Below are 17242 nucleotides of genomic sequence, written 5' to 3'. Positions count from 1 at the left end.
AACTGGATGTACGAAAAACGAACGTTTTCACCACAGATCACCTCTTGCGAAAGCAGCTCGGGGCTGGGCCGCACATAGGGCAAAAAGGAAAGTTTTAGCCGGTAGCGATACGGCTTGCTGTAGCGACGGGCGCGTACGTCGACGAGATTTCCTCACATGATCGGCGCTCCGAGCTTTCCCGACCTCTCGGCAGTCATCGCTGATGAGAGCCTCTACGTTCGCCGTATCGTTCGCGACATGCTGCAGCGGACCGGCCTCCGACGGATACAGGAGGCGGTCGACGGGGCAGAAGCGCTGGCTGTATTGCCGAGGTTCGCCCGGATTTAGTGATCCTGGACTGGGATCTGGCCATCCTCTCGGGCGAGGAGGTTATTCGCCTCATCCGGAATGTGGAGACTTCTCCGGCTCCTAGCGTGCCGCTCGTCCTGATGATGGCTCGGCCACAAAAGAACACCGTCGAGCGCGCTGTCCGTCTCGGCGTCAACGAGGTTATCGCCAAGCCCTTCTCACCCAAGACGCTTTGGTCCCGACTTGACGAGGTGATCAATCGACCGAGGCCGTATATGACGGCCAAAGGCATGCTGCGCCCCAGTCCTAGGCAACTCATGGGGGCAACAGCTGCTAGGTAGGCACGGCGCAGGAGCCGCAACGTCGGCCCATGGCCCTGGAACTAAACAGACATCCCGTCCCTTTGAGGTTCGTCGCACCTCCTTGGCCCTCAGCCAAAAGCAGGTTGACGAAACACACTGGGAAGAACGTCTATGAGCACCGGCACCGTGAAGTGGTTCAACGAGACCAAAGGCTACGGTTTCATCCAGCCTGATGATGGCGGGAAGGATGTGTTCGTGCACATTTCCGCTGTGGAGCGTGCAGGCATGCGCAACCTGATCGAGGGCCAGAAGGTCTCGTTCGACGTTGAAGCCGACAAGCGTTCCGGGAAGGAAAGCGCCAGCAACCTTCAGTCCGCTTGATCCTTGTGAGGGCGGTGCTTCCTCCCTCCCATTGATCCGAAAGGGCGAGAAGATTGCTGACGTCTGCACTCGATCGTCAGCGCTCTCCGACGACCAGCTTCGCAGCCTTGGTCGGAGTTCGCGTTAGAGACTGTTGGCCTTAAGCCTTCCAATCCCGCTCCTCATGCTGGCCGGGATGCTGACCATGGTCGCTGCGATCGCAGTGTGGGTCGATGTGTAGGCTGAAGCTCGCTGAGACTGGAATGTCCGGGATGGGTAAACGCTGTGTGAAAATGCGGGCGCCTCCCGAAAAGGTAGAGCAATCTTCCATGAGGCGGACGGCGCAGCCGGCAAAGTTGCCGTCCGCGCGGGAGAATTAAGCCATTCCGACTCTGCCAAGAGGCCTTAAAGGGAGATTTTTCTACCGCCTTGCGTTTTCAAACACCCTCGGTCGACACCCCCGGTCCGCCTCACAATGCGGTAGGGCTGACGCCGGCAGACGCTCGGTGTCGGAAATACCGTCGTTTTCGCGACAGCAGAAGTCGTTCGCGTAAGCGCCTCCATGAAGCGTTCTTCGCGGCGGTCATTGGCCTTTCCGTCCGTGCGACCTTGCATCCAGCGGCGCCTCCTCTCAGGGTGAAGTCGCGGGCTTATCCTTTGCTCGCTGGCGAAAAGGGCTGAAATAGGAATGAGCGTGTCGAGCACCCGCAACCGCCTCTTGCAGGTGCTGCCTCCCAGCGAGTTAGACCGGCTCTTGCCCCATTGCGAGCGCGTGGACGTCCACAAGGGCGAGGTCCTCATCCACCAAGGCCAGCCGCTTGAGTTCGCCTACTTCCCGGAAGGGGGCCTATCATCGAACCTTGCGGTCACGAGCGACGGACGTAGGATCGAGGTCGGATGCTTCGGGTTCGAGGGCATGGTCAGCACCGCCACTGTGCTGGGATCGGATCGGGCATCTCACGACATCCTTGTGCAGGTCGGCGGGCCGTGGCTCCGGATACGGGCCGATGTTCTGGAAGAGGCCGTTCAAGCGAGCCATGCCTTGCGTGTGGTTCTGCTGAGATACGTTCAGATCCAGATCCTGACTCTCAGCCAGTCCGCCCTGGCCAACGGCGCCTACGTGATGAAGGAGCGCTTGGCACGATGGCTCCTGATGGCTCACGACCGGCTGGGCGGCGAGGATCTCGCCCTCACGCACGACTTCCTGTCCCTCATGTTAGGCGTGCAGCGTTCGGGCGTCACGCTCGCCATCCAGGAGCTTGAGGGCTTGGGCATGATCCGAGCAAAGCGGGCGCTCATCACAGTGCTGGACCGAGACAAGCTCCGCGACATGGCGGGCGACAGCTACGGCTTCCCGGAGGCGGAGTATGAGCGCCTCATCGGCCCCTTCAGAGGCGAGGCACCACCGCATCTGTCTTAGGTGTCCGGTTAGATTTACTTGAAGCAGAAGCGTGCGATATCGTTCCAACTGCTTTGCGTCGGAACGCTTTCCTGTAAGTTAAAGTTTCTGCTTATTGAGGAATACAGGCGGCCTCCGAATGCCGAGGTTCTACTCCCACATCCGGCGGGCAGAGACCTTCGTGGAGGATCCTGAAGGAGGGGAGTATCCCGGCCTTGATGCGGCGTGGCGTGACGCGGTGGTGAGCGCCAAGCACATCATCAGCGAGGCGCTCAGGAGTGGCACTCCCCTTCGATGTGCTCTGAACCGGACGTTCGAGATCACGGACGAGCATGGACGGCAGGTCGTTGTCTTGCCCTTTGCGGAAGCCGCGGAGGTCAACCTATCGCCTCATGAGTTGTTCTTCACCAGCACCGCGAGGTTGCGGCAGTGTTGATGACCTATGGGGTATTTCTCAGCGGCACCCTGGCGCTTGCGTGAGCCGTCGTCTGACGCACGAAACCCCGGGCCGCTGGAGCGGCCGGGGCTTCGCTCATTGGTATGAGGCAGGTCGCCTTTAAGCGACGTGCTAGCGCCCGTTAGACCATCAGCAATCGTCACCCTTCTTGCCGAGGCCCTGGTTCTCACCGGCATTGTTCATGGCGCCTACGGTTTTGGGCGCGGCAGGCTGCTGGCCACCGGCCAAGTTCTTACTGGCAGGGTCCTCGTTCCCCTTGCCCGCAGAAGTGTTTGCGGCCTGACCCGTGGCAAGACCCTGGTTCGCTCCGACGTTGTTCATCGCACCAACGGTCTTAGCGGAGCTGGACTGTTGGCCACCTGCCATGTTCTTGGTTGAGTGATCGGCGCTCGAACTCTTGTCATTCGAGGTCTGCTGCTCTGGGCTATTACCCTTCGTGGTGCCGGTGTTGCAAGGCGCGGCAATAGAAGTCCCAGCCGTGAAGGCGAGAATGATTGCGGCACTGGCGATCAGGGGAAATTTCATGGGGCATTCCTCCAAGAGTGTTATCGGAAGAATAATTCCGCGCGTTGGCATCGGTTCCAATAGGAGCAGAGGTCATAGCAACATAGATTACTTGGGAGCCTCGCCAGCCTTATCGCTGAAGTGTCCTATGTTGTACATTTTTAGAAGAGCGCAAGGCAGTTGGTTTTCGATGACTGGAAACCAACTGGTTCAAAAGTGGTTTGTACCTGTGCCGGCTTATTTTGATACCAGGAACGGGTCGGTGCCGACGACGCAGGCGTTTCCTCCAGGAACTTATCGGCGTCGTCGGCTTCACCCGTCTGGATCAAGAACGTCCAACCAATAGCTACGGCCAGACACCGACCTCGGTGGGGTGCCGCAGCCCGTGGCGGACGTTTTGGGGCAGAAAAACCACATTGGTCAGATCGGCCATCGGAGCCAGCGGGTCCAAATTGACATGGGCCGCATTCCGCGCGGTGCCGCCTGCTCCGACCTGTGATGAAGGCCGGCTCGCCAAACGCTTTCCCATCGCTGCTTCAAAGGCCTGAAGAGCCTTCGCAATGCGCTCAGGAAACGCGCCCTCCACCGGCGGAAAAGCCTGCCCGATGGCACTGTCTACGAGGTCCTTAAAGAGCGGTGACTGACTGTTGCCGCCACGAAGCTGCCAAATGTTGAGCAAGTTATCGTTCATATGTTAAAATAACGACTACGACGCCGGCTCACTGACGGGCGGCCAATCCACCCGTGAGAATGCTTAATTCATGACCGATGACTTGGTTCTGCTGTCAGTCGAACAATCTTGATGGTTTTCGTGGTGCGCTGTAGCAGTGACCTATCCTGATATAGGCGTTCATCGTCAGTTTCATTGCATGAATTAATACGATCCCTTCCTGGCCACAGGGGGTATCGCTCTTGTGTTAATCTTGGCTTCGCTGTCCACCGCTGGCCGTCACCGCTTCGAGGCCGCGAGCCGCCTGAGTACGATAGAGCTGCGTCGGAAGCGGACAGTTCCCTTTGCGATCAAGGCGAGCCAACGCCAACCGCCATTCGACGTCGGAAAAACGTACGTTTTCTGGACATCCACCTTTGTGACGCGTCAATATTGCCTCCGCACGCAGTTGAACCCAACCGTTGTGAGATCTTTGTCAGTGTGAGCCGATCAACGAGAGGGAAAGCATGACGGAACCCCGGAATTCCCAGTTCCCCCTGGTCGCAGGGAAGAGCATCGATGTTGCTACTGCAAATGCCCACGCCAACTCAGGTCGCGCTAAGATAATTCGTGGTATGGCTATCGGGACGGCTGTAGCGCTCGGAGCATCCATCTTATGCATTGCTCCCCAAGCGGCTGAGAATATGGCTTCGCGGTCATCCAATGATCAGAGGGTACCTCCTGTGGAGATCCTCATGACTGTTGAAAACGGGGGCGCAAAGTGTGCACCTGCCGAGCTTCGGTTGCCTGCCAACAGTGATGTCGAGATGGATATTGTCAATAAATCCACAAGCCAAATTACACTCACGGCACCACGTATTTTCGAGAACAAAAATGTACTGCATCACGACGGAGATTTAGTCCACGTCGCGAGTAACGATGGCTACCTTGTGAAGGCTAACGGACAAGGGGTTCTGAAAGTAAGAACAATTGTGGAGGGAAATTACCCTTATGGGTGTACAAGTGTTACAAATCAATCGAAGCCATTCGAGGGTAAGCTGGTTCTGACACCGCCAAACCAATAGAGATGTATTCTCTTAGACTGCGAGGAGAGCCTGGCGTGACCGGCGGCCTTTTGGCCGGGCTGATCAAGAGAATTGCCGGAGTCCGCCGCCACCCTGACCGGATCCCGGTCGACTAGGACGGCGGACAGGAAGCTATCACCTATGTTGCGCCGCAATGTGATTGTACCCATGCGGTGATGTGGGAGCGATTATTGGCAACAAACGAGCAAGCGAACCGCCTTCCGAGTGGCGAGGCAATCACGTTTAAAGGTCGCGGCTATGCCCTGCGCATAGGTACCTCATTCACGCTGAAAGTCTGCCCCGAGTGCTCGCAAGGGAAGGCTCGCCAAGCCGCCGAAAGAGGGCAATGCGAGTGGTGCGCCTACGTCCCCTTGTAACTTGCCTCGTGCCGCATCTGGTAAGCTTTCCGGTGCGGTGGCAGGCGAGAGACCGTTGTTCCCAAGGGCCGGCGAGCCCGCAGGAGAGCTTGGGTCTTCGCCTGCCGTTCCATCGACCCCGAACAGTCGCTTGGGCCGCGTTTCGCGAAGCCCGCTTGCGCAAGGATGGGATCGGATGGACGCCATCGTGATTGGGATCGACGTCTCCAAGGACCGGCTGGATGTGCATGTCCTGCCGAGCCAGGACACCTTCCATGTCCCTCGGGACGGGGCGGGCATCGCGGAGTTGTGCGGGCGGCTGGCTCCCCTGGCGCCGGGCGCCGTCGCTCTCGAGGCCACGGGCGGCTTCGAGACCGTGGTGGCGGCCGGTCTGGCTTCGGCCGGGCTGCCCGTCGTGGTGGTCAACCCGGCCCAGGTGCGCGCTTTCGCCCGGGCGCTGGGCCAACGCGCCAAGACCGACCCGATCGACGCGGCCGTGATCGCTCGCTTCACGCAAGCCACGAAACCGGCCATCCGCCCGTTGCCGGATGCCGAGACCCGGCTCCTGGCCGATCTGGTGGCGCGCCGCCGTCAGATCGTGGCGATGATCGGTGCCGAACGCCAGCGGGAGAAGCGGGCGCCGGCGCGGATCCAGAAGAGCATCCGGCGCCTGATCAAGGCGCTGGAGAAGGAACTGGCCAGCGTGGACGTGGACATCGACGGTGCCGTGCGCGGCTCGCCCGCCTGGTGCGAGAAGGAGGATCTGCTCGTCTCCGTGCCGGGCGTCGGGCCGACCATCGCCCGCACCCTGTTGGCCGAGATGCCCGAACTCGGCAGCCTCGACCGCCGCCAGATCGCGGCCCTCGCCGGCCTCGCCCCCTGGACGCGCCAGTCCGGCCAGTGGCGCGGCAAGAGCTTCATCGGCGGCGGCCGGGCCAGCGTGCGCACGGCCCTCTTCCTCGGCGCCATGGTGGGAGCCCGTCACAATCCCATCCTCAAAGCCTTCCGCGACAAGCTCGTGGCGGCCGGAAAACCCAAGATGGTCGCCCTCGTCGCCACTGCCCGAAAGCTCCTCACCATCCTCAATGCCATCCTGCGGAGCACCACGCCATGGCAGCCCCAAAGCGCTTGACCGACAAGACAGTCGCTCTCCTGCTGATGCAGAGGATGCAGACCCGGCCTGATTTGCTACGACGATCCATAACCCTCAGCCAGCGAACTCACGCAGCTCCATACCCGAGCAGCCTCAGACAACGTCTGCCTTAACGACCACTCGAATACCCGCCTGATGCGAATGCGATCCTTCGCATTAGATGACCGCCTCGATCAGTCCTAAGGCTGAGGCTTCTTCCGCATGGACGTACCAGTTCGATGGGGCGCGTCGTAAGACCTCGTCCATCGTGACGCTTGATCCCCGTATAAGGTTTGCGAAACCCTCGTTCTGTATCTCGATCGAGCACTCGATCTCATTCAGAGCCGCCTTGACCGTGGCGACGCACGTCGTCAACGGACCGTCGAGCTTCAGCTCCTTCGACAGCTTGCGCTCATGGATCATCAAGCGTGTCCCAGGCGTGAGATAGCGATTGCAGCGCGCGAAAAAGCTCATGAAAGTGGCGCCGGCCGAATAGATCACCGCCTTGCCCAGGAAGACGAAGCGACGATCTGGCGTCATTGCGGTATGAAACCGAATGTCCTCCCCCATCATCCGCGCGACTTCCGGATCGCCGCCGAGCGTGGATAGCTCGACGACCACTAACTTCTGTTCCGAGGCCTGGTCGAATTGGCGCCGGAAGTCCCGGTACATATCGTGGTCGACAAAGCCCGACAGCAGGATGGCTGGGGCCTTGAACGCAGGGGCCGAGAGCGGTGTGGTGTCCATGAGTGACCTCCGGCAAGGATTTGTCGGACAACTGGACACAATCGACTTTGTTCGCGACGGAGGAGTTAACGCTTGATTGTCCCGCCCGCGGCGTCGGAGGCAAATCTTAACGGAGGATAGTCAAGTACATCAGTCAGACGGCAACCGGCCCAACCTTCGACGATCTGTTTGAGTAGGCGCTGGCTCTCGACGCTGACGTGAGCGGAGCGGTGGACGCCCATATGGCGGACGCGCAGACAGCAGCCTTCCCTATAGGTGCGAAACAAACTCCGCAGGAGACTGCGATATCGCTGATGGATGGGGGACGTCGCACCTGAGCACGAGGAGTGATGCGCACAAGCCTCGGGGATATGTGCGAGGAGGTGTTTTCGAAGCTATCGGATGCCGTGGAACGTCGTAACAGTTAAATTGAGGAGAACGCCGACGGCAGTCTAGAGTCGGAATCTGGCAGCGTTTGCCCCGAATGCCATATGATCCGCCACCGGCTAGAGCATCAGTGAAGGCGCTGGCGAACCTTGTTTTACAGGGTGGCCATGGGCGACCTGTTCCGCGGGCCGTATGGTGCGGAAGACGGGTCAGACGGAACCAGGTGTCCCCCTGGCTCCATCCACCTCTTCCTCAGTAGGCAACTCGCAGCGGTTATGGATGTCGGTAGCCGCCATTGCGCCATGACCCATAGCGACCACGACTTGGTCGAGGCCGCGTACCACCCCGCCGGCGGCATACAGGCCGGGCACCGTTGTGCGGTTATGCTCGTCGACGACAAGCGCACCCGTCCCATCGTGCTTGGCCCCCAAGGCGAGGGCGAGCTCTGAGCGCAGCTTCAGCCCAAGCGCTGAGTACAGCACCTCGAAGTGATGCTCCCCGCCACCTACGGTACGCAGCACCGTGATCGTGTCGTTCTCAATACCGAGGCTAACGACCGGCTCATGTACCACCTTGATGCCGTGCTTGTTGACACGCTCGCGCTCACCGGCATCAAGGTCCATGCCCTGGCCCAGCGTCAGCAGCGTCACGTCACGCGAATAGGTTCGGGCCACAAAAACCGCCTCGCTCAGGCCCTTATCGCCATGGCCGAGGACCGCGATGCGTTTGCCCCTGGCTTCATAGCCATCGCAGATCGGGCAATAGCACACGAGCCCGCGCCGGATCGCATCCGGCAGGTCCGGCAGGTCCGGCTCTACGTCGTCCGCCCCCGTTGCGAGCAGTACCCGACGCGCGTGGAGCTTGCGCATGATGCCGGCTTCTTTTCCGTCCTCGAAACCGACGGCGAAGCCTCCGTCGGCTTCGTGCAGGGCCTTGACGGTGCCGCTCAGGAACTTCCCACCATACCGTAAGACGTGGTTGCGTTGATGGTCGAGGATCTCCTGCCCAGAGATCCCGTCAGCGAAGACTGGGATGTTATGGCTCGTCGGTATCTAGGACGCCCGGGAATCCCCCGCATCCACCACCAGGAAGCGGCGCCCGAACCGGGCCAGGTACAGGGCGGCTGTCAGGCCGGCTGGGCCGCCGCCGACAATCACACAGTCGAGCATCTCATCCATCTTGTCGGCCCATCGTTCCGTCATCAGCCTACCTATCCAGACGAACCACTTCAGGAGGATCCAGGGACATCTCACAGGGAACATATAAGCCCTAGCTTTGCGCGCTCCTCTTCCTCACCCCATCCGCACCGCCGCTCGCTCCTCATCCACATAACCGATGTACCATTCAAGGTGCCCGGCCACCTCTTGGTCCAGGCGGTCGGGCGATGCCTTCAGCGCCTCGGCCGTGGCGTTCACAGTGCCATAGGGCTCGCAGACCTCGCCGAGGTAGAGGTTGATCTCCTCGTTCAGCTGCTCCTCGGACATGGTGTCGAAGCGGTTGGCCTTCTTCGCCTTTTCCAGCTTGCGGAGCCGGAAATCGATCACTTTCGAGGTCATGGCTGGGTCATCTCCTCCAGGCGGGCAAGGCGCTCGTGCAGGTCCGTCGCCTCGATGGCGCGGACATGAGCATCGACGGATTTCGAGATGTCGGCGGCCTCCGACGGAGTGAGCTCTCCGGCGGCAACAGCCTGCAATAGGGCGTGCGTGGCCTTGGGGAGGTCAGCAGTGGTCTCGATCACGGGGAGGTCGAACTACCGGGCGGTCCTTCCTGGCCGGCATGAGGCGATCCAGGCACATCCGGAGGGCCTGCGTTTCGCCGTCGGTGGCGAGCTCGATGGCCTTGCGGACGATGCTCTCGGCATCGCCCTCCAGGATGGCTTCCAGGGCCAGCGTAGAGCGGTTGCGGCTGCCCTTCGGGCGGCCGGCGGGGTTGCCGCTCTTGCCAGGTTGAAAGCCGGGTTTCCTCGTGGTCATGCTTCGTGTTGAACGCCCATCGATACGGGAAACACATTGTATTGAACAATGTTCAAACAAGGAAGCCGGATGCGGGGCCGATCAAGGGGTTAGCATCGTTCGTCATGGTGGAATGATAAGCTTGCCGGTGGCGCCAAGGGCAACGGCGCTCCCACGGGTGAGCGGAACGGGGCCTATCGGCATGGGCGCTTCACCGCGGAGGAGGTCGCATTTACGCGCGACTGCCGGGCCGTGCTAATCGAGAACCGTGACAGCGAGGCCGTTCATTCGGGCTCCGCGAGGAATTTCACGATGGCGTGGCTTTGTTGGGCTTGAAGGAGGGTCGTCTCTATCAGGCGGAGCACCTGCCGCGCCTCGGCCTGCTCTTTTTCCTGGCCGGCGAGGGAGGCGATCAAGGCGATCTGCGTATCCCGGCGCCGCTGGGCCTCCTCGACATCTCTCTGCAGATTGAGAAGTAGGCGGTCAGGGTCGATCATGGATTCCCAATTACGGATACCAATGGTCGTTATGCCATTGGCTCCGGGGACAACAGGCCAATCCGCTGATCATTGAGGCGGACGGGGTCGCCCTCGATCTCGACCAGGACCCGCATCGCCTCGGTGCTGCGCTCCCCACAGGCGATCAGGGCACGCAGGTGAGCGACCCACTCAATATGCCGGACCTCGGCCTCCGCGATGAGCCGATCCACGACATCGAGCATCTGCGGCTCGACCTCGCCCGTGTTTTGCTCGTTCATGCCCCCGGATCTGAGGCGAGCAAAAAGGATTGCACCTGCCGCAGCCTATCAAGGTTGCGCTCAACCTCCACCAGCTCTCGCATGGCCTCGGTGATGCTCTCACCCTTCGCGAGAAGGCGGCGCATGAGGGCGACCTGTGTGTCGTGCCGCTCGTGCTGCTCAATGAAGAAACGATCCACGACCTCAAGCGTAAGGGGATCTGATGTGCCTTCGTCCTGCTCGTCCATTCCCCTGGCCCCGGATACGTTTCGTTGAACCGGGCTTAAAGCGAAGCCAGCCCATGCAGTAAGGCCTGCAAAATTTAGCCCATCCTACTCTGAGCCGGGCCTTTTCATAGAGGCCGCTCACTCTGGCCTCACCCATAGGTGAAGGGCGCAGCGCCTCCCGCCCACGGACAGGCCGCACCTCTCCATGCCAGACGCTCGATCGCCGCCGGCGCGAACGCCCGCGCATGGTTGAAATCCAAAAGCTGGTTAGTGTGTGAGCGCGTGCCGAACCGCACGACGTCCCTGGCGAGGCGGGCCTAGATCAAGCTCACTGAACAAGTCACGGCCAACCGCCATCCGACGGAGACCGCGCAAACCCAAGTGGATTGCGCCATGAATACTCGTATTGCTTCTGCTGTTGCTGCTGTCGTCCTCAGCCTCAGCGCCGTTGCTTCGCCCGCCCTTGCCAAGACGTATCTCGCACGGGGGCAGGTCCCGGCCTATGACGTGATGTCCTCCAACGCGGGCCGTGTCACAGCCGATGACGATCTGACTACCGGATCGATCGGGTACAGCCGTGGCCGGGGCCACGACTCGGCTCAGGAAAGCAACGCCAATCAGCCGAACTTCCCGGTCCAGCAGTACGGCCAGACCTCGGGTGGCGGTCGCTAAGCCTTCACATCCATATGACGACCACCGGCGGGGCGAGAGCCTCGCCGTTTCCGTGTGCGGGATCCGACTAACATATTGGATTTCGATCTGGGTGAATGAAGGCAGTGTCCCGAAGGTAGACACGCTTGCTCCTGACTTAACGGGAGAAGCCGCCATGCTCGAACGATCCGGGGAATTCTGGGAAGCGATCCCCGGCCTCGTAGAGGCGAGAGTGACCTCCGTGCTTGGTCGGGCACCCAAAGCGCGAGAGCCTGTGATCGAATATCTCCGGGATCTTGAGGTGGTTGCCCGGCAGGAATGTTCTCGCCGCCAAGCCGTGCAGGTGATCGCATCCGGGCGTCGCCTGCTTGGCGATGAGACCGACGTCGGCAACGGCTTGGGCCGGTCGTTTGAGAAAGCACTGCTGGAGCAGGCATAGACGTCCACCACAGGTTTTTCGGGGCTCATGCGGTCCAGACGTCGTGCTCGCCGCCGACGCCGTCCCACCCCTTGTCGAGCATGTCGCGGCGCACCTCGGCGTTGCGCGGGTCCAGGCCAGCCACCTTATGGCAGATGACCCGCATCCCATCGACAGAACCCATAAGGTCATAGGCGCGGCGGCCGAAGTTTTTCAGGAAGGGCCGAGTCTCATGCGCTCCACTCTCAGCGAGGACGAGACGGGATAGCTCGGCGTGGATCTCGGCTACGAGGTCGGCGACAGGACCGTGCTCAGGGAGAGCTGCAGCCTCCCGCTCCAGGCGGGCGAACTCGGTACGGCGATTCCGGACAGTGGTCATGCGAGCGATCTCCTGAGGGTGCCGACCGTCTGAGGCTGAGGATAGATCAACCTGGTTCTGGTCTGATGTCATGAGCGCCACCCCGCGAGGTCAGTCCACGCCTCCGTCAGGATTACCTCTCGATGGTCGGCCGTGGTCGGGCTCGGGGCCTGATCGCGGATGAAGGCCAGCGCGTAGTCCAAAACCCTAATGCCGCCGATCTGGGCGAGCTCGTCGCCCTTCCTGCGGATGGCCTTGTGAAAGGCGGTGGCGGCCGGGCTCGGGGCCGTCGCGTTCTCCAATGAGACGACGAGGGCGCTGGGGCTGGACGAGCAGGTCACAGAAAAGGACTAGAGGCTGACCGAAGTGCGCAACTTCATTGAGGCACTCGTCAGACCGCACCAGAGTTCACGTACGCGAGCCTGAACTCCCATCTCGCTTCCGTTCGACCTTGCATTCAAACCATGGCAGCTCTGCCGTCCTGATGAGACCACAGCCACTTATGCGAAGGGGTGAGGCGAGAACCACATAGCACGCTCCATAATCACGGCTGGATCTGCTCTCCGCCCTTGTTGAACAACGCCAAGGCCGCTGCCCTCCTCGGATGGTACTTTTTGAATTCTCAACCGTTAACAGAGCACGCAATCGGAGATCCGACGATGAAACACTTGCTACTTGCAGCGACCCTTGCTCTGTCTTCCGTCTCGCTGGCAGCTACTGCGCAAGCGCAGGGCACCGTACGCGGTGCGGAACGTGGTGCTGAAGACGGCAACCGCGCGGCTGGGCCAGTCGGCGGCGTGGTGGGTGGAGCGGTTGGTGCTGCAACTGGGACTGTCGGCGGCGTGCTCGGCGTCGATCCCGACTGGCGTGAGGACCGCCTTGAGCGGCGTGAGGAGACGACCACCGTGCGCGAGCGCCGCGACCGTTGAGGCAAGCAATCCGCCGCGCCCAGTTTGCGGCAAGCCCCTCGCGATCTCATGTGGGGGGATGGGCAGGCCCAAGCTGAAGGGCCTGCCACTCACAATTCATAGAAGGCTCTGGATCAGCAGAGCCTTCCAGCGTTCAGCCCCCAATCTTTGATCTTCAGACCAACTTTCCGGACACATTCGAGCGTCAGGGAAACCGTCGTTTTCTTTACATTCTGCGCAGCCGCCTCTGGAACGTTCCACTGACACAATCCCTATTGGAATGTCGCAGCGCCTCTCAGCCCCAATTTTCATCATCCGGCACGGTGGCGCTAAACGGCACCGTTAGGACCCGCTCGGCATCCTCGTTCTCAATCTCGAACGAGCAGACGAACCAGTCGCGGATGAGACTGATGCGGCCTCTCGCGACCAGATCGCGCGCCATGATCAAAGCGCGCTCACGCCCGGCTTCGAGTCCCGCAAGTTCTTCGCCTTCTTGGTCTACCGCCAGCCCAGCGGGTCCTGGGCGGTGCCGAAGGTTGAAGTCGTAGCGAGGCATCTCATGCCCCCTCGATCAGGCGGGCATACCCCGCCTCTGCCGTGCCGTAGCTGCCGTCTGCAAGAGCAACCAGCCCCTCCCGATCACATATCGTGATGCGCCCACGCTTTGCCTTGATAGTGCCGGTGCCTTCCAGCGTTTGCACTGTGATCGTCGCACCCGCGCGCTGGACGCCGAGCATCAGCGCGATGAACTCGTGGGTCACTGGGATTTCGTCGCTATCCGCGCGGTCGTGGCACATCAGCAGCCAGCGGGCGAGACGCACGTCCATGTGGTAGGCGGCGTTGACGAAGGCGATCTGTCGGGCCTGGATCAGCTTGGTCTGGACGTAGCGGAGCATCAGTCTGCGCAAGGTCGGGCTGTGGTCTACAGCGCAACAGAAGGCGCCTGCTTCGATGACGAGCATCTCACCTGGGCACTGCACGAACTCCTGATAAGGCGTAGTGCCAGCGTCATGTAGGACGACCGAGGCTCCGACGAGCCCTTCGCGTCCGATCATGCCGACCTCGATCTTGCCGCCTGCGTTCTCTCCTATGATAGAGACGTAGCCACTTTCCGGGAACAACAGATGCGTGACCGAGTCATGCGGCCAGATCAGCGTCTGGTGCAGCGTAGTCCGCAATGGCTGAAAGTTCGGCTGGAGCAGTGCGAAATCGTCGGGTGAGAGGCGTTTCAGCAAGAGGTTTTGAACAACGGATTGTTGAGGCTGCGACACGGCTCTGCTCCCCGCTGGGGCAAGAGCACTTGCGGTCTCTCAAGCACCTGCGCCCTGACGGTTTACAAGCGATGTCAATAGTATGACAGTAAGCGGTGATTGTTTCATATAATATATATTCCGCATAATTTAACGCCTGCAGCATGTTTAGAATCACACCGAAGTGAGTCGATATCTTTTGCGGATGATTATTAGCCGCTATGCCATGAGGTAATTGCGTCATGCGCCAGTGGCCTGCCCCCATGCGGTGGCCCAAGTTCGAAGTTAGTGCATCGTCGGTCGCGTGACGATGGCGGGGTGAGCGAGCGGCGCTGAGCCACTTGGTTCCGTTGGCCAGATAACGACCTCCGGTGCAGGTGGCTGGTAGCCCAGCGAGGAGTGCGGTCGGATAGTATTGTAGTCTTTCCGCCACTGCTCGATGACGACACTGGCTTCCTTGAGGGTGTAGAACACCTCGCCGTTGAGGAGTTCGTCGCGGAGCTTCGCGTTGAAGCTCTCGCAGTACCCGTTCTCCCATGGACTGCCCGGCTCGATGTAGGCGGTCACTGATCCAACCGCCGCGATCCAGTCCTGAACAGCCTTGGCGATGAACTCCGGCCCGTTGTCCGAGCGGATGTGACCGGGCACCCCGCGAAGACTGAACAGGTCTGAGAGCACGTCGATCACGTCCAGCGCCTTGAGCTTACGAGCGACCCGGATTGCCAAGCACTCGCGGGTGAACTCGTCGATCACATTTAGCATTCGGTACTTGCGCCCGTTGTGCGTGCGGTGCTCGACGAAGTCGTAGGACCAGATGTGGTCGGGGTGCTTCGGCCGTAGTCGCAGACAGGAACCGTCGTTGAGCCAGAGACGCGCTCGCTTCGGTTGCCGAGCCGGGACCTTGAGCCCCTCTCGTCGCCAGATCCGTTCGACCCGCTTCACATTTACCGTCCAGCCGTCACGCCGGAGCAAAGCCGTGATCCGACGGTAGCCGTAGCGCCCATACTGCAGAGCCAGGGCGATGATGGCGGCTGTCAGAGTGGCCTCGTCCTCGACCATCACAGCACACTTGCGCTGGGTCGAACGATGCTGTCCCAGGACACGGCAGGCAAAGCGTTGCGACACGCCATGCTCAGCAACGACGTAGTCGACACAAGCCCGGCGGCGAGCCGGGCTCAGAAGTTTCCCGATGCCGCCTCCTTGAGGATCAGCTTCTCCAAGGTCAGGTCGGAGATCGCCCGACGAAGCCGTTGGTTCTCCGTCTCCAGGGACCTCAGCCGTTTGACCTGGTCACCCTTCAGGCCGCCGTACTCAGAGCGCCAACGGTAATACGTAACCTCTGTTACCTCGATGGACCGGATTGCTTCGGCAACCTTGCGACCCTGCGAGACCAGAACATCCACTTGGCGCAGCTTGGCAACAATCTCTTCAGCCGTATGCTTCTTCCGTCCCATGATGACATCCTCCACATGGCTCACAGCCATACCTCAGGGAGGACCACTTTTCAGGGGGCAGGCCACCAGCGAATTTCGCATCAGGCTCAGCGAAGCGGAGCCGTGCATGAACTCGTTGGATGTGCATCCCGTCGTCCTGCTTGCTGAGGCTGATGCTTTGGTCGCTATGGACCTCAGCGACACGCTGGAAGAGAAGGGCTACCGTGTGCTCGGGCCCTTTGCGACGGGAGCCGAGGCGCTGTCCAGCCTCATGCGCGAGACGCCGACACTGGCGATCACCGACGTCGTGCTGAAGGATGGGGCCTGTACTGAATTGGTTCGCGAGCTACGCCAGCAGGGAATTCCCTTCCTCGTCCACTCGGCTTGCCGGCCGGATAGATCGTTCGTCCCTGACTGCCAAGACGTGCCCTGGCTGAGCAAACCGGCCATGTCCGAGGATGTGGTGGCGATGTGTGATCAGATGTCCCTCTCGTCCCCTGTGGCGACGATTGCACCAGCGAGCCGCCCGCAAATCACTCTCGAACAACCGCTTACGCCGGTAGGCGGCAATCCCTTCGTTCGCAAGTTGGAGAGCCTTACCACCTTGTCGGACGCTGAGCGGGCGGTGCTGAAGCAGATCAGTGCGAAACCCCGCACCGTTCCCGCGCATACCACTCTCGTGCGTGAGGGCGACAAACCCGATGGTGTGTTCCTCGTCATGGAGGGCTTCGTCTGCCGCCAGAAGCACCAATCGAACGGTCAGAGCCCGATCATGGCCTACCTGCTGCCGGGCGATTTCTGCGGCCTCGATGTGGCTCTGCTAGACAGGATGGATCACACCCTCACCACCGTCTCGTCATGCCGGATCGTTCACATCACGCCTGAGACAATCGCGGAGCTGATGCGGGAACACCCCGGCATCGCCCGGGCTCTGCGCATGTCTACGCTCGTGGACGAGGCGACATTGCGAGAATGGCTCGTCAACGTCGGTTGCCGTTCCGCTCTGTCACGAATGGCGCATCTGTTTTGCGAGCTTCTGACGCGCCTGAAGGCAGTTGGACATGCCGTCGAGGACAGCTGCACCCTACCGCTGACGCAGGCCAATCTGGGTAATACAACCGGGATGACGACGGTTCACGTGAACCGCCCATTGCAGGCGATGCGACAGCAGGAGCTGATCACATTCAAGGGCGGCCGCCTGACGGTTCTGGATCTTCCGCGATTGACGAAAATGGCCTCGTTCAAACCGAACTATCTCCACCTGGGACGCCGCTCCGCTGCGTGATGCCCGCCCGTCAAATGGCACGAGTTGCCATCGAGGATTCACAAGGCTCCGCGAACGTCCGCTCCCGGGCACGATGAGAAACGTCTGTTACCGCGAGGTAGGGTTGGGGGCGAAACGTTCGCTTCGGGGCGAAAGGCCAGGGTCCGCTCCCCACCGAGGCTGTGTGGAAAAGCGGAATCGATAGAAGGATTTCCTTTCGAACACCTTAGTAGCGCCGGAACCGGCATCCCACCGGCATCAGAACGGTGGTCTGGCAACTTGGAATGCCTGTCACGGAGAGGATTATTCTACGTTTTCAGAACGAGGCGGCGTCTTCACCCAGCCTGCACCCGTTCCAGTCGGATTCTCTGTCCCGGCAGGTGGCCTGGAAGCGGACCTT

The 17242-nt window shown here is 60.8% G+C and carries 25 protein-coding genes and 1 pseudogene; 10 read left to right on the top strand and 16 right to left on the bottom strand.

The features are described 5' to 3' along the window. The first annotated feature begins 156 nt into the window (after window positions 1-156). The 4 genes and pseudogenes from ACYQOP_RS21160 to ACYQOP_RS21145 all read left to right on the top strand — a co-directional run bounded on the left by ACYQOP_RS21160 (window position 157) and on the right by ACYQOP_RS21145 (window position 2785). A pseudogene (locus ACYQOP_RS21160) lies at window positions 157-629 on the top strand (response regulator). A 132-nt stretch (window positions 630-761) separates the two neighbouring features. Next, window positions 762-971 (top strand): cold-shock protein, encoded by a 210-nt coding sequence (locus ACYQOP_RS21155; RefSeq protein ID WP_461223871.1) that lies wholly within the window; start codon window positions 762-764, stop codon window positions 969-971. A 667-nt stretch (window positions 972-1638) separates the two neighbouring features. After that, complete coding sequence (locus tag ACYQOP_RS21150; protein WP_461223869.1) at window positions 1639-2370, top strand: Crp/Fnr family transcriptional regulator; 732 nt, start codon at window positions 1639-1641, stop codon at window positions 2368-2370. Between the two features lie 118 nt (window positions 2371-2488). Then, window positions 2489-2785, top strand: coding sequence for a DUF6894 family protein (locus ACYQOP_RS21145; protein ID WP_461223867.1), 297 nt, complete (start codon window positions 2489-2491; stop codon window positions 2783-2785). A 150-nt stretch (window positions 2786-2935) separates the two neighbouring features. Here the strand turns inward: ACYQOP_RS21145 and ACYQOP_RS21140 are convergent, their stop codons facing one another. Continuing rightward, the gene (locus ACYQOP_RS21140) at window positions 2936-3331 is read right to left on the bottom strand and encodes an exopolysaccharide production protein YjbE (RefSeq protein WP_461223865.1); all 396 of its coding nucleotides are present in this window, start codon (window positions 3329-3331) and stop codon (window positions 2936-2938) included. Between the two features lie 325 nt (window positions 3332-3656). Then, window positions 3657-4001: a hypothetical protein gene (locus ACYQOP_RS21135; protein WP_461223863.1), complete on the bottom strand. Its 345-nt coding sequence runs from the start codon at window positions 3999-4001 to the stop codon at window positions 3657-3659. A 713-nt stretch (window positions 4002-4714) separates the two neighbouring features. Between ACYQOP_RS21135 and ACYQOP_RS21130 the strand changes: the two genes are divergently transcribed. After that, window positions 4715-5044: an anaerobic typically selenocysteine-containing protein gene (locus tag ACYQOP_RS21130; protein WP_461223861.1), complete on the top strand. Its 330-nt coding sequence runs from the start codon at window positions 4715-4717 to the stop codon at window positions 5042-5044. Between the two features lie 552 nt (window positions 5045-5596). Next, window positions 5597-6532, top strand: a complete 936-nt coding sequence (locus ACYQOP_RS21125) for an IS110 family RNA-guided transposase (protein WP_461223859.1) — start codon at window positions 5597-5599, stop codon at window positions 6530-6532. Window positions 6533-6709: 177 nt separating this feature from the next. Here the strand turns inward: ACYQOP_RS21125 and ACYQOP_RS21120 are convergent, their stop codons facing one another. From ACYQOP_RS21120 to ACYQOP_RS21080, 9 genes are all read right to left on the bottom strand, one after another. Next, window positions 6710-7279, bottom strand: a complete 570-nt coding sequence (locus ACYQOP_RS21120) for a peptidase S14 (protein ID WP_461223857.1) — start codon at window positions 7277-7279, stop codon at window positions 6710-6712. A gap of 575 nt (window positions 7280-7854) precedes the next feature. Next, on the bottom strand, window positions 7855-8514 hold the full coding sequence (locus ACYQOP_RS21115) for an NAD(P)/FAD-dependent oxidoreductase (protein ID WP_461223855.1): 660 nt from the start codon (window positions 8512-8514) through the stop codon (window positions 7855-7857). Window positions 8515-8697: 183 nt separating this feature from the next. After that, window positions 8698-8847, bottom strand: coding sequence for an FAD-dependent oxidoreductase (locus ACYQOP_RS21110; RefSeq protein ID WP_461223853.1), 150 nt, complete (start codon window positions 8845-8847; stop codon window positions 8698-8700). A 90-nt stretch (window positions 8848-8937) separates the two neighbouring features. Further along, window positions 8938-9201, bottom strand: coding sequence for a hypothetical protein (locus ACYQOP_RS21105; protein WP_461223851.1), 264 nt, complete (start codon window positions 9199-9201; stop codon window positions 8938-8940). After that, window positions 9198-9383 carry a hypothetical protein gene (locus tag ACYQOP_RS21100; protein ID WP_461223849.1) on the bottom strand — a complete coding sequence of 62 codons (186 nt, stop codon included), beginning with the start codon at window positions 9381-9383 and terminating at the stop codon, window positions 9198-9200. The genes ACYQOP_RS21105 and ACYQOP_RS21100 overlap by 4 nt, the downstream gene beginning before the upstream one ends. Next, window positions 9364-9618 carry a DUF5681 domain-containing protein gene (locus ACYQOP_RS21095; RefSeq protein ID WP_461223847.1) on the bottom strand — a complete coding sequence of 85 codons (255 nt, stop codon included), beginning with the start codon at window positions 9616-9618 and terminating at the stop codon, window positions 9364-9366. The genes ACYQOP_RS21100 and ACYQOP_RS21095 overlap by 20 nt, the downstream gene beginning before the upstream one ends. A 263-nt stretch (window positions 9619-9881) precedes the next feature. Then, on the bottom strand, window positions 9882-10094 hold the full coding sequence (locus ACYQOP_RS21090; RefSeq protein ID WP_461223845.1) for a hypothetical protein: 213 nt from the start codon (window positions 10092-10094) through the stop codon (window positions 9882-9884). A 29-nt stretch (window positions 10095-10123) separates the two neighbouring features. Continuing rightward, window positions 10124-10354, bottom strand: coding sequence for a hypothetical protein (locus ACYQOP_RS21085; RefSeq protein WP_461223843.1), 231 nt, complete (start codon window positions 10352-10354; stop codon window positions 10124-10126). Further along, on the bottom strand, window positions 10351-10581 hold the full coding sequence (locus ACYQOP_RS21080) for a hypothetical protein (protein ID WP_461223841.1): 231 nt from the start codon (window positions 10579-10581) through the stop codon (window positions 10351-10353). The genes ACYQOP_RS21085 and ACYQOP_RS21080 overlap by 4 nt, the downstream gene beginning before the upstream one ends. A gap of 372 nt (window positions 10582-10953) precedes the next feature. Between ACYQOP_RS21080 and ACYQOP_RS21075 the strand changes: the two genes are divergently transcribed. Together ACYQOP_RS21075 and ACYQOP_RS21070 are read left to right on the top strand one after the other, a co-directional pair. Then, the gene (locus ACYQOP_RS21075) at window positions 10954-11232 is read left to right on the top strand and encodes a hypothetical protein (protein WP_461223839.1); all 279 of its coding nucleotides are present in this window, start codon (window positions 10954-10956) and stop codon (window positions 11230-11232) included. A 154-nt stretch (window positions 11233-11386) separates the two neighbouring features. Then, window positions 11387-11650, top strand: coding sequence for a hypothetical protein (locus tag ACYQOP_RS21070; RefSeq protein WP_461223837.1), 264 nt, complete (start codon window positions 11387-11389; stop codon window positions 11648-11650). Between the two features lie 25 nt (window positions 11651-11675). On the opposite strand, the gene ACYQOP_RS21065 is transcribed toward ACYQOP_RS21070, so the two are convergent. Continuing rightward, window positions 11676-12008 (bottom strand): hypothetical protein, encoded by a 333-nt coding sequence (locus tag ACYQOP_RS21065; protein ID WP_461223835.1) that lies wholly within the window; start codon window positions 12006-12008, stop codon window positions 11676-11678. Between the two features lie 68 nt (window positions 12009-12076). Next, complete coding sequence (locus ACYQOP_RS21060; protein WP_461223833.1) at window positions 12077-12328, bottom strand: hypothetical protein; 252 nt, start codon at window positions 12326-12328, stop codon at window positions 12077-12079. Window positions 12329-12646: 318 nt separating this feature from the next. Here ACYQOP_RS21060 and ACYQOP_RS21055 point away from each other — a divergent pair, with 318 nt between their 5' ends. Continuing rightward, window positions 12647-12916: a hypothetical protein gene (locus tag ACYQOP_RS21055; RefSeq protein WP_461223831.1), complete on the top strand. Its 270-nt coding sequence runs from the start codon at window positions 12647-12649 to the stop codon at window positions 12914-12916. 274 nt (window positions 12917-13190) lie between these two features. Here the strand turns inward: ACYQOP_RS21055 and ACYQOP_RS21050 are convergent, their stop codons facing one another. From ACYQOP_RS21050 to ACYQOP_RS21040, 3 genes are all read right to left on the bottom strand, one after another. Further along, the gene (locus tag ACYQOP_RS21050; RefSeq protein ID WP_461223829.1) at window positions 13191-13451 is read right to left on the bottom strand and encodes a DUF6894 family protein; all 261 of its coding nucleotides are present in this window, start codon (window positions 13449-13451) and stop codon (window positions 13191-13193) included. A 1-nt stretch (window position 13452) separates the two neighbouring features. Next, the gene (locus ACYQOP_RS21045) at window positions 13453-14166 is read right to left on the bottom strand and encodes a Crp/Fnr family transcriptional regulator (protein ID WP_461223827.1); all 714 of its coding nucleotides are present in this window, start codon (window positions 14164-14166) and stop codon (window positions 13453-13455) included. Window positions 14167-14430: 264 nt separating this feature from the next. After that, a protein-coding gene (locus ACYQOP_RS21040) for an IS3 family transposase (protein ID WP_461223825.1) occupies window positions 14431-15599 on the bottom strand; the annotation gives its coding sequence in 2 pieces (ribosomal slippage) (window positions 14431-15335 and window positions 15335-15599; 1170 coding nt in all). Between ACYQOP_RS21040 and ACYQOP_RS21035 the strand changes: the two genes are divergently transcribed. Next, the gene (locus ACYQOP_RS21035; RefSeq protein ID WP_461223823.1) at window positions 15559-16863 is read left to right on the top strand and encodes a cyclic nucleotide-binding domain-containing protein; all 1305 of its coding nucleotides are present in this window, start codon (window positions 15559-15561) and stop codon (window positions 16861-16863) included. The genes ACYQOP_RS21040 and ACYQOP_RS21035 overlap by 41 nt on opposite strands. The last annotated feature ends 379 nt before the right edge of the window (window positions 16864-17242 follow it).

Source organism: Methylobacterium sp. CM6247 (assembly GCF_054817925.1).
The sequence above is the reverse complement of the archived record's forward strand: the minus strand, read 5'-3'. Positions and strand labels throughout refer to the sequence as shown.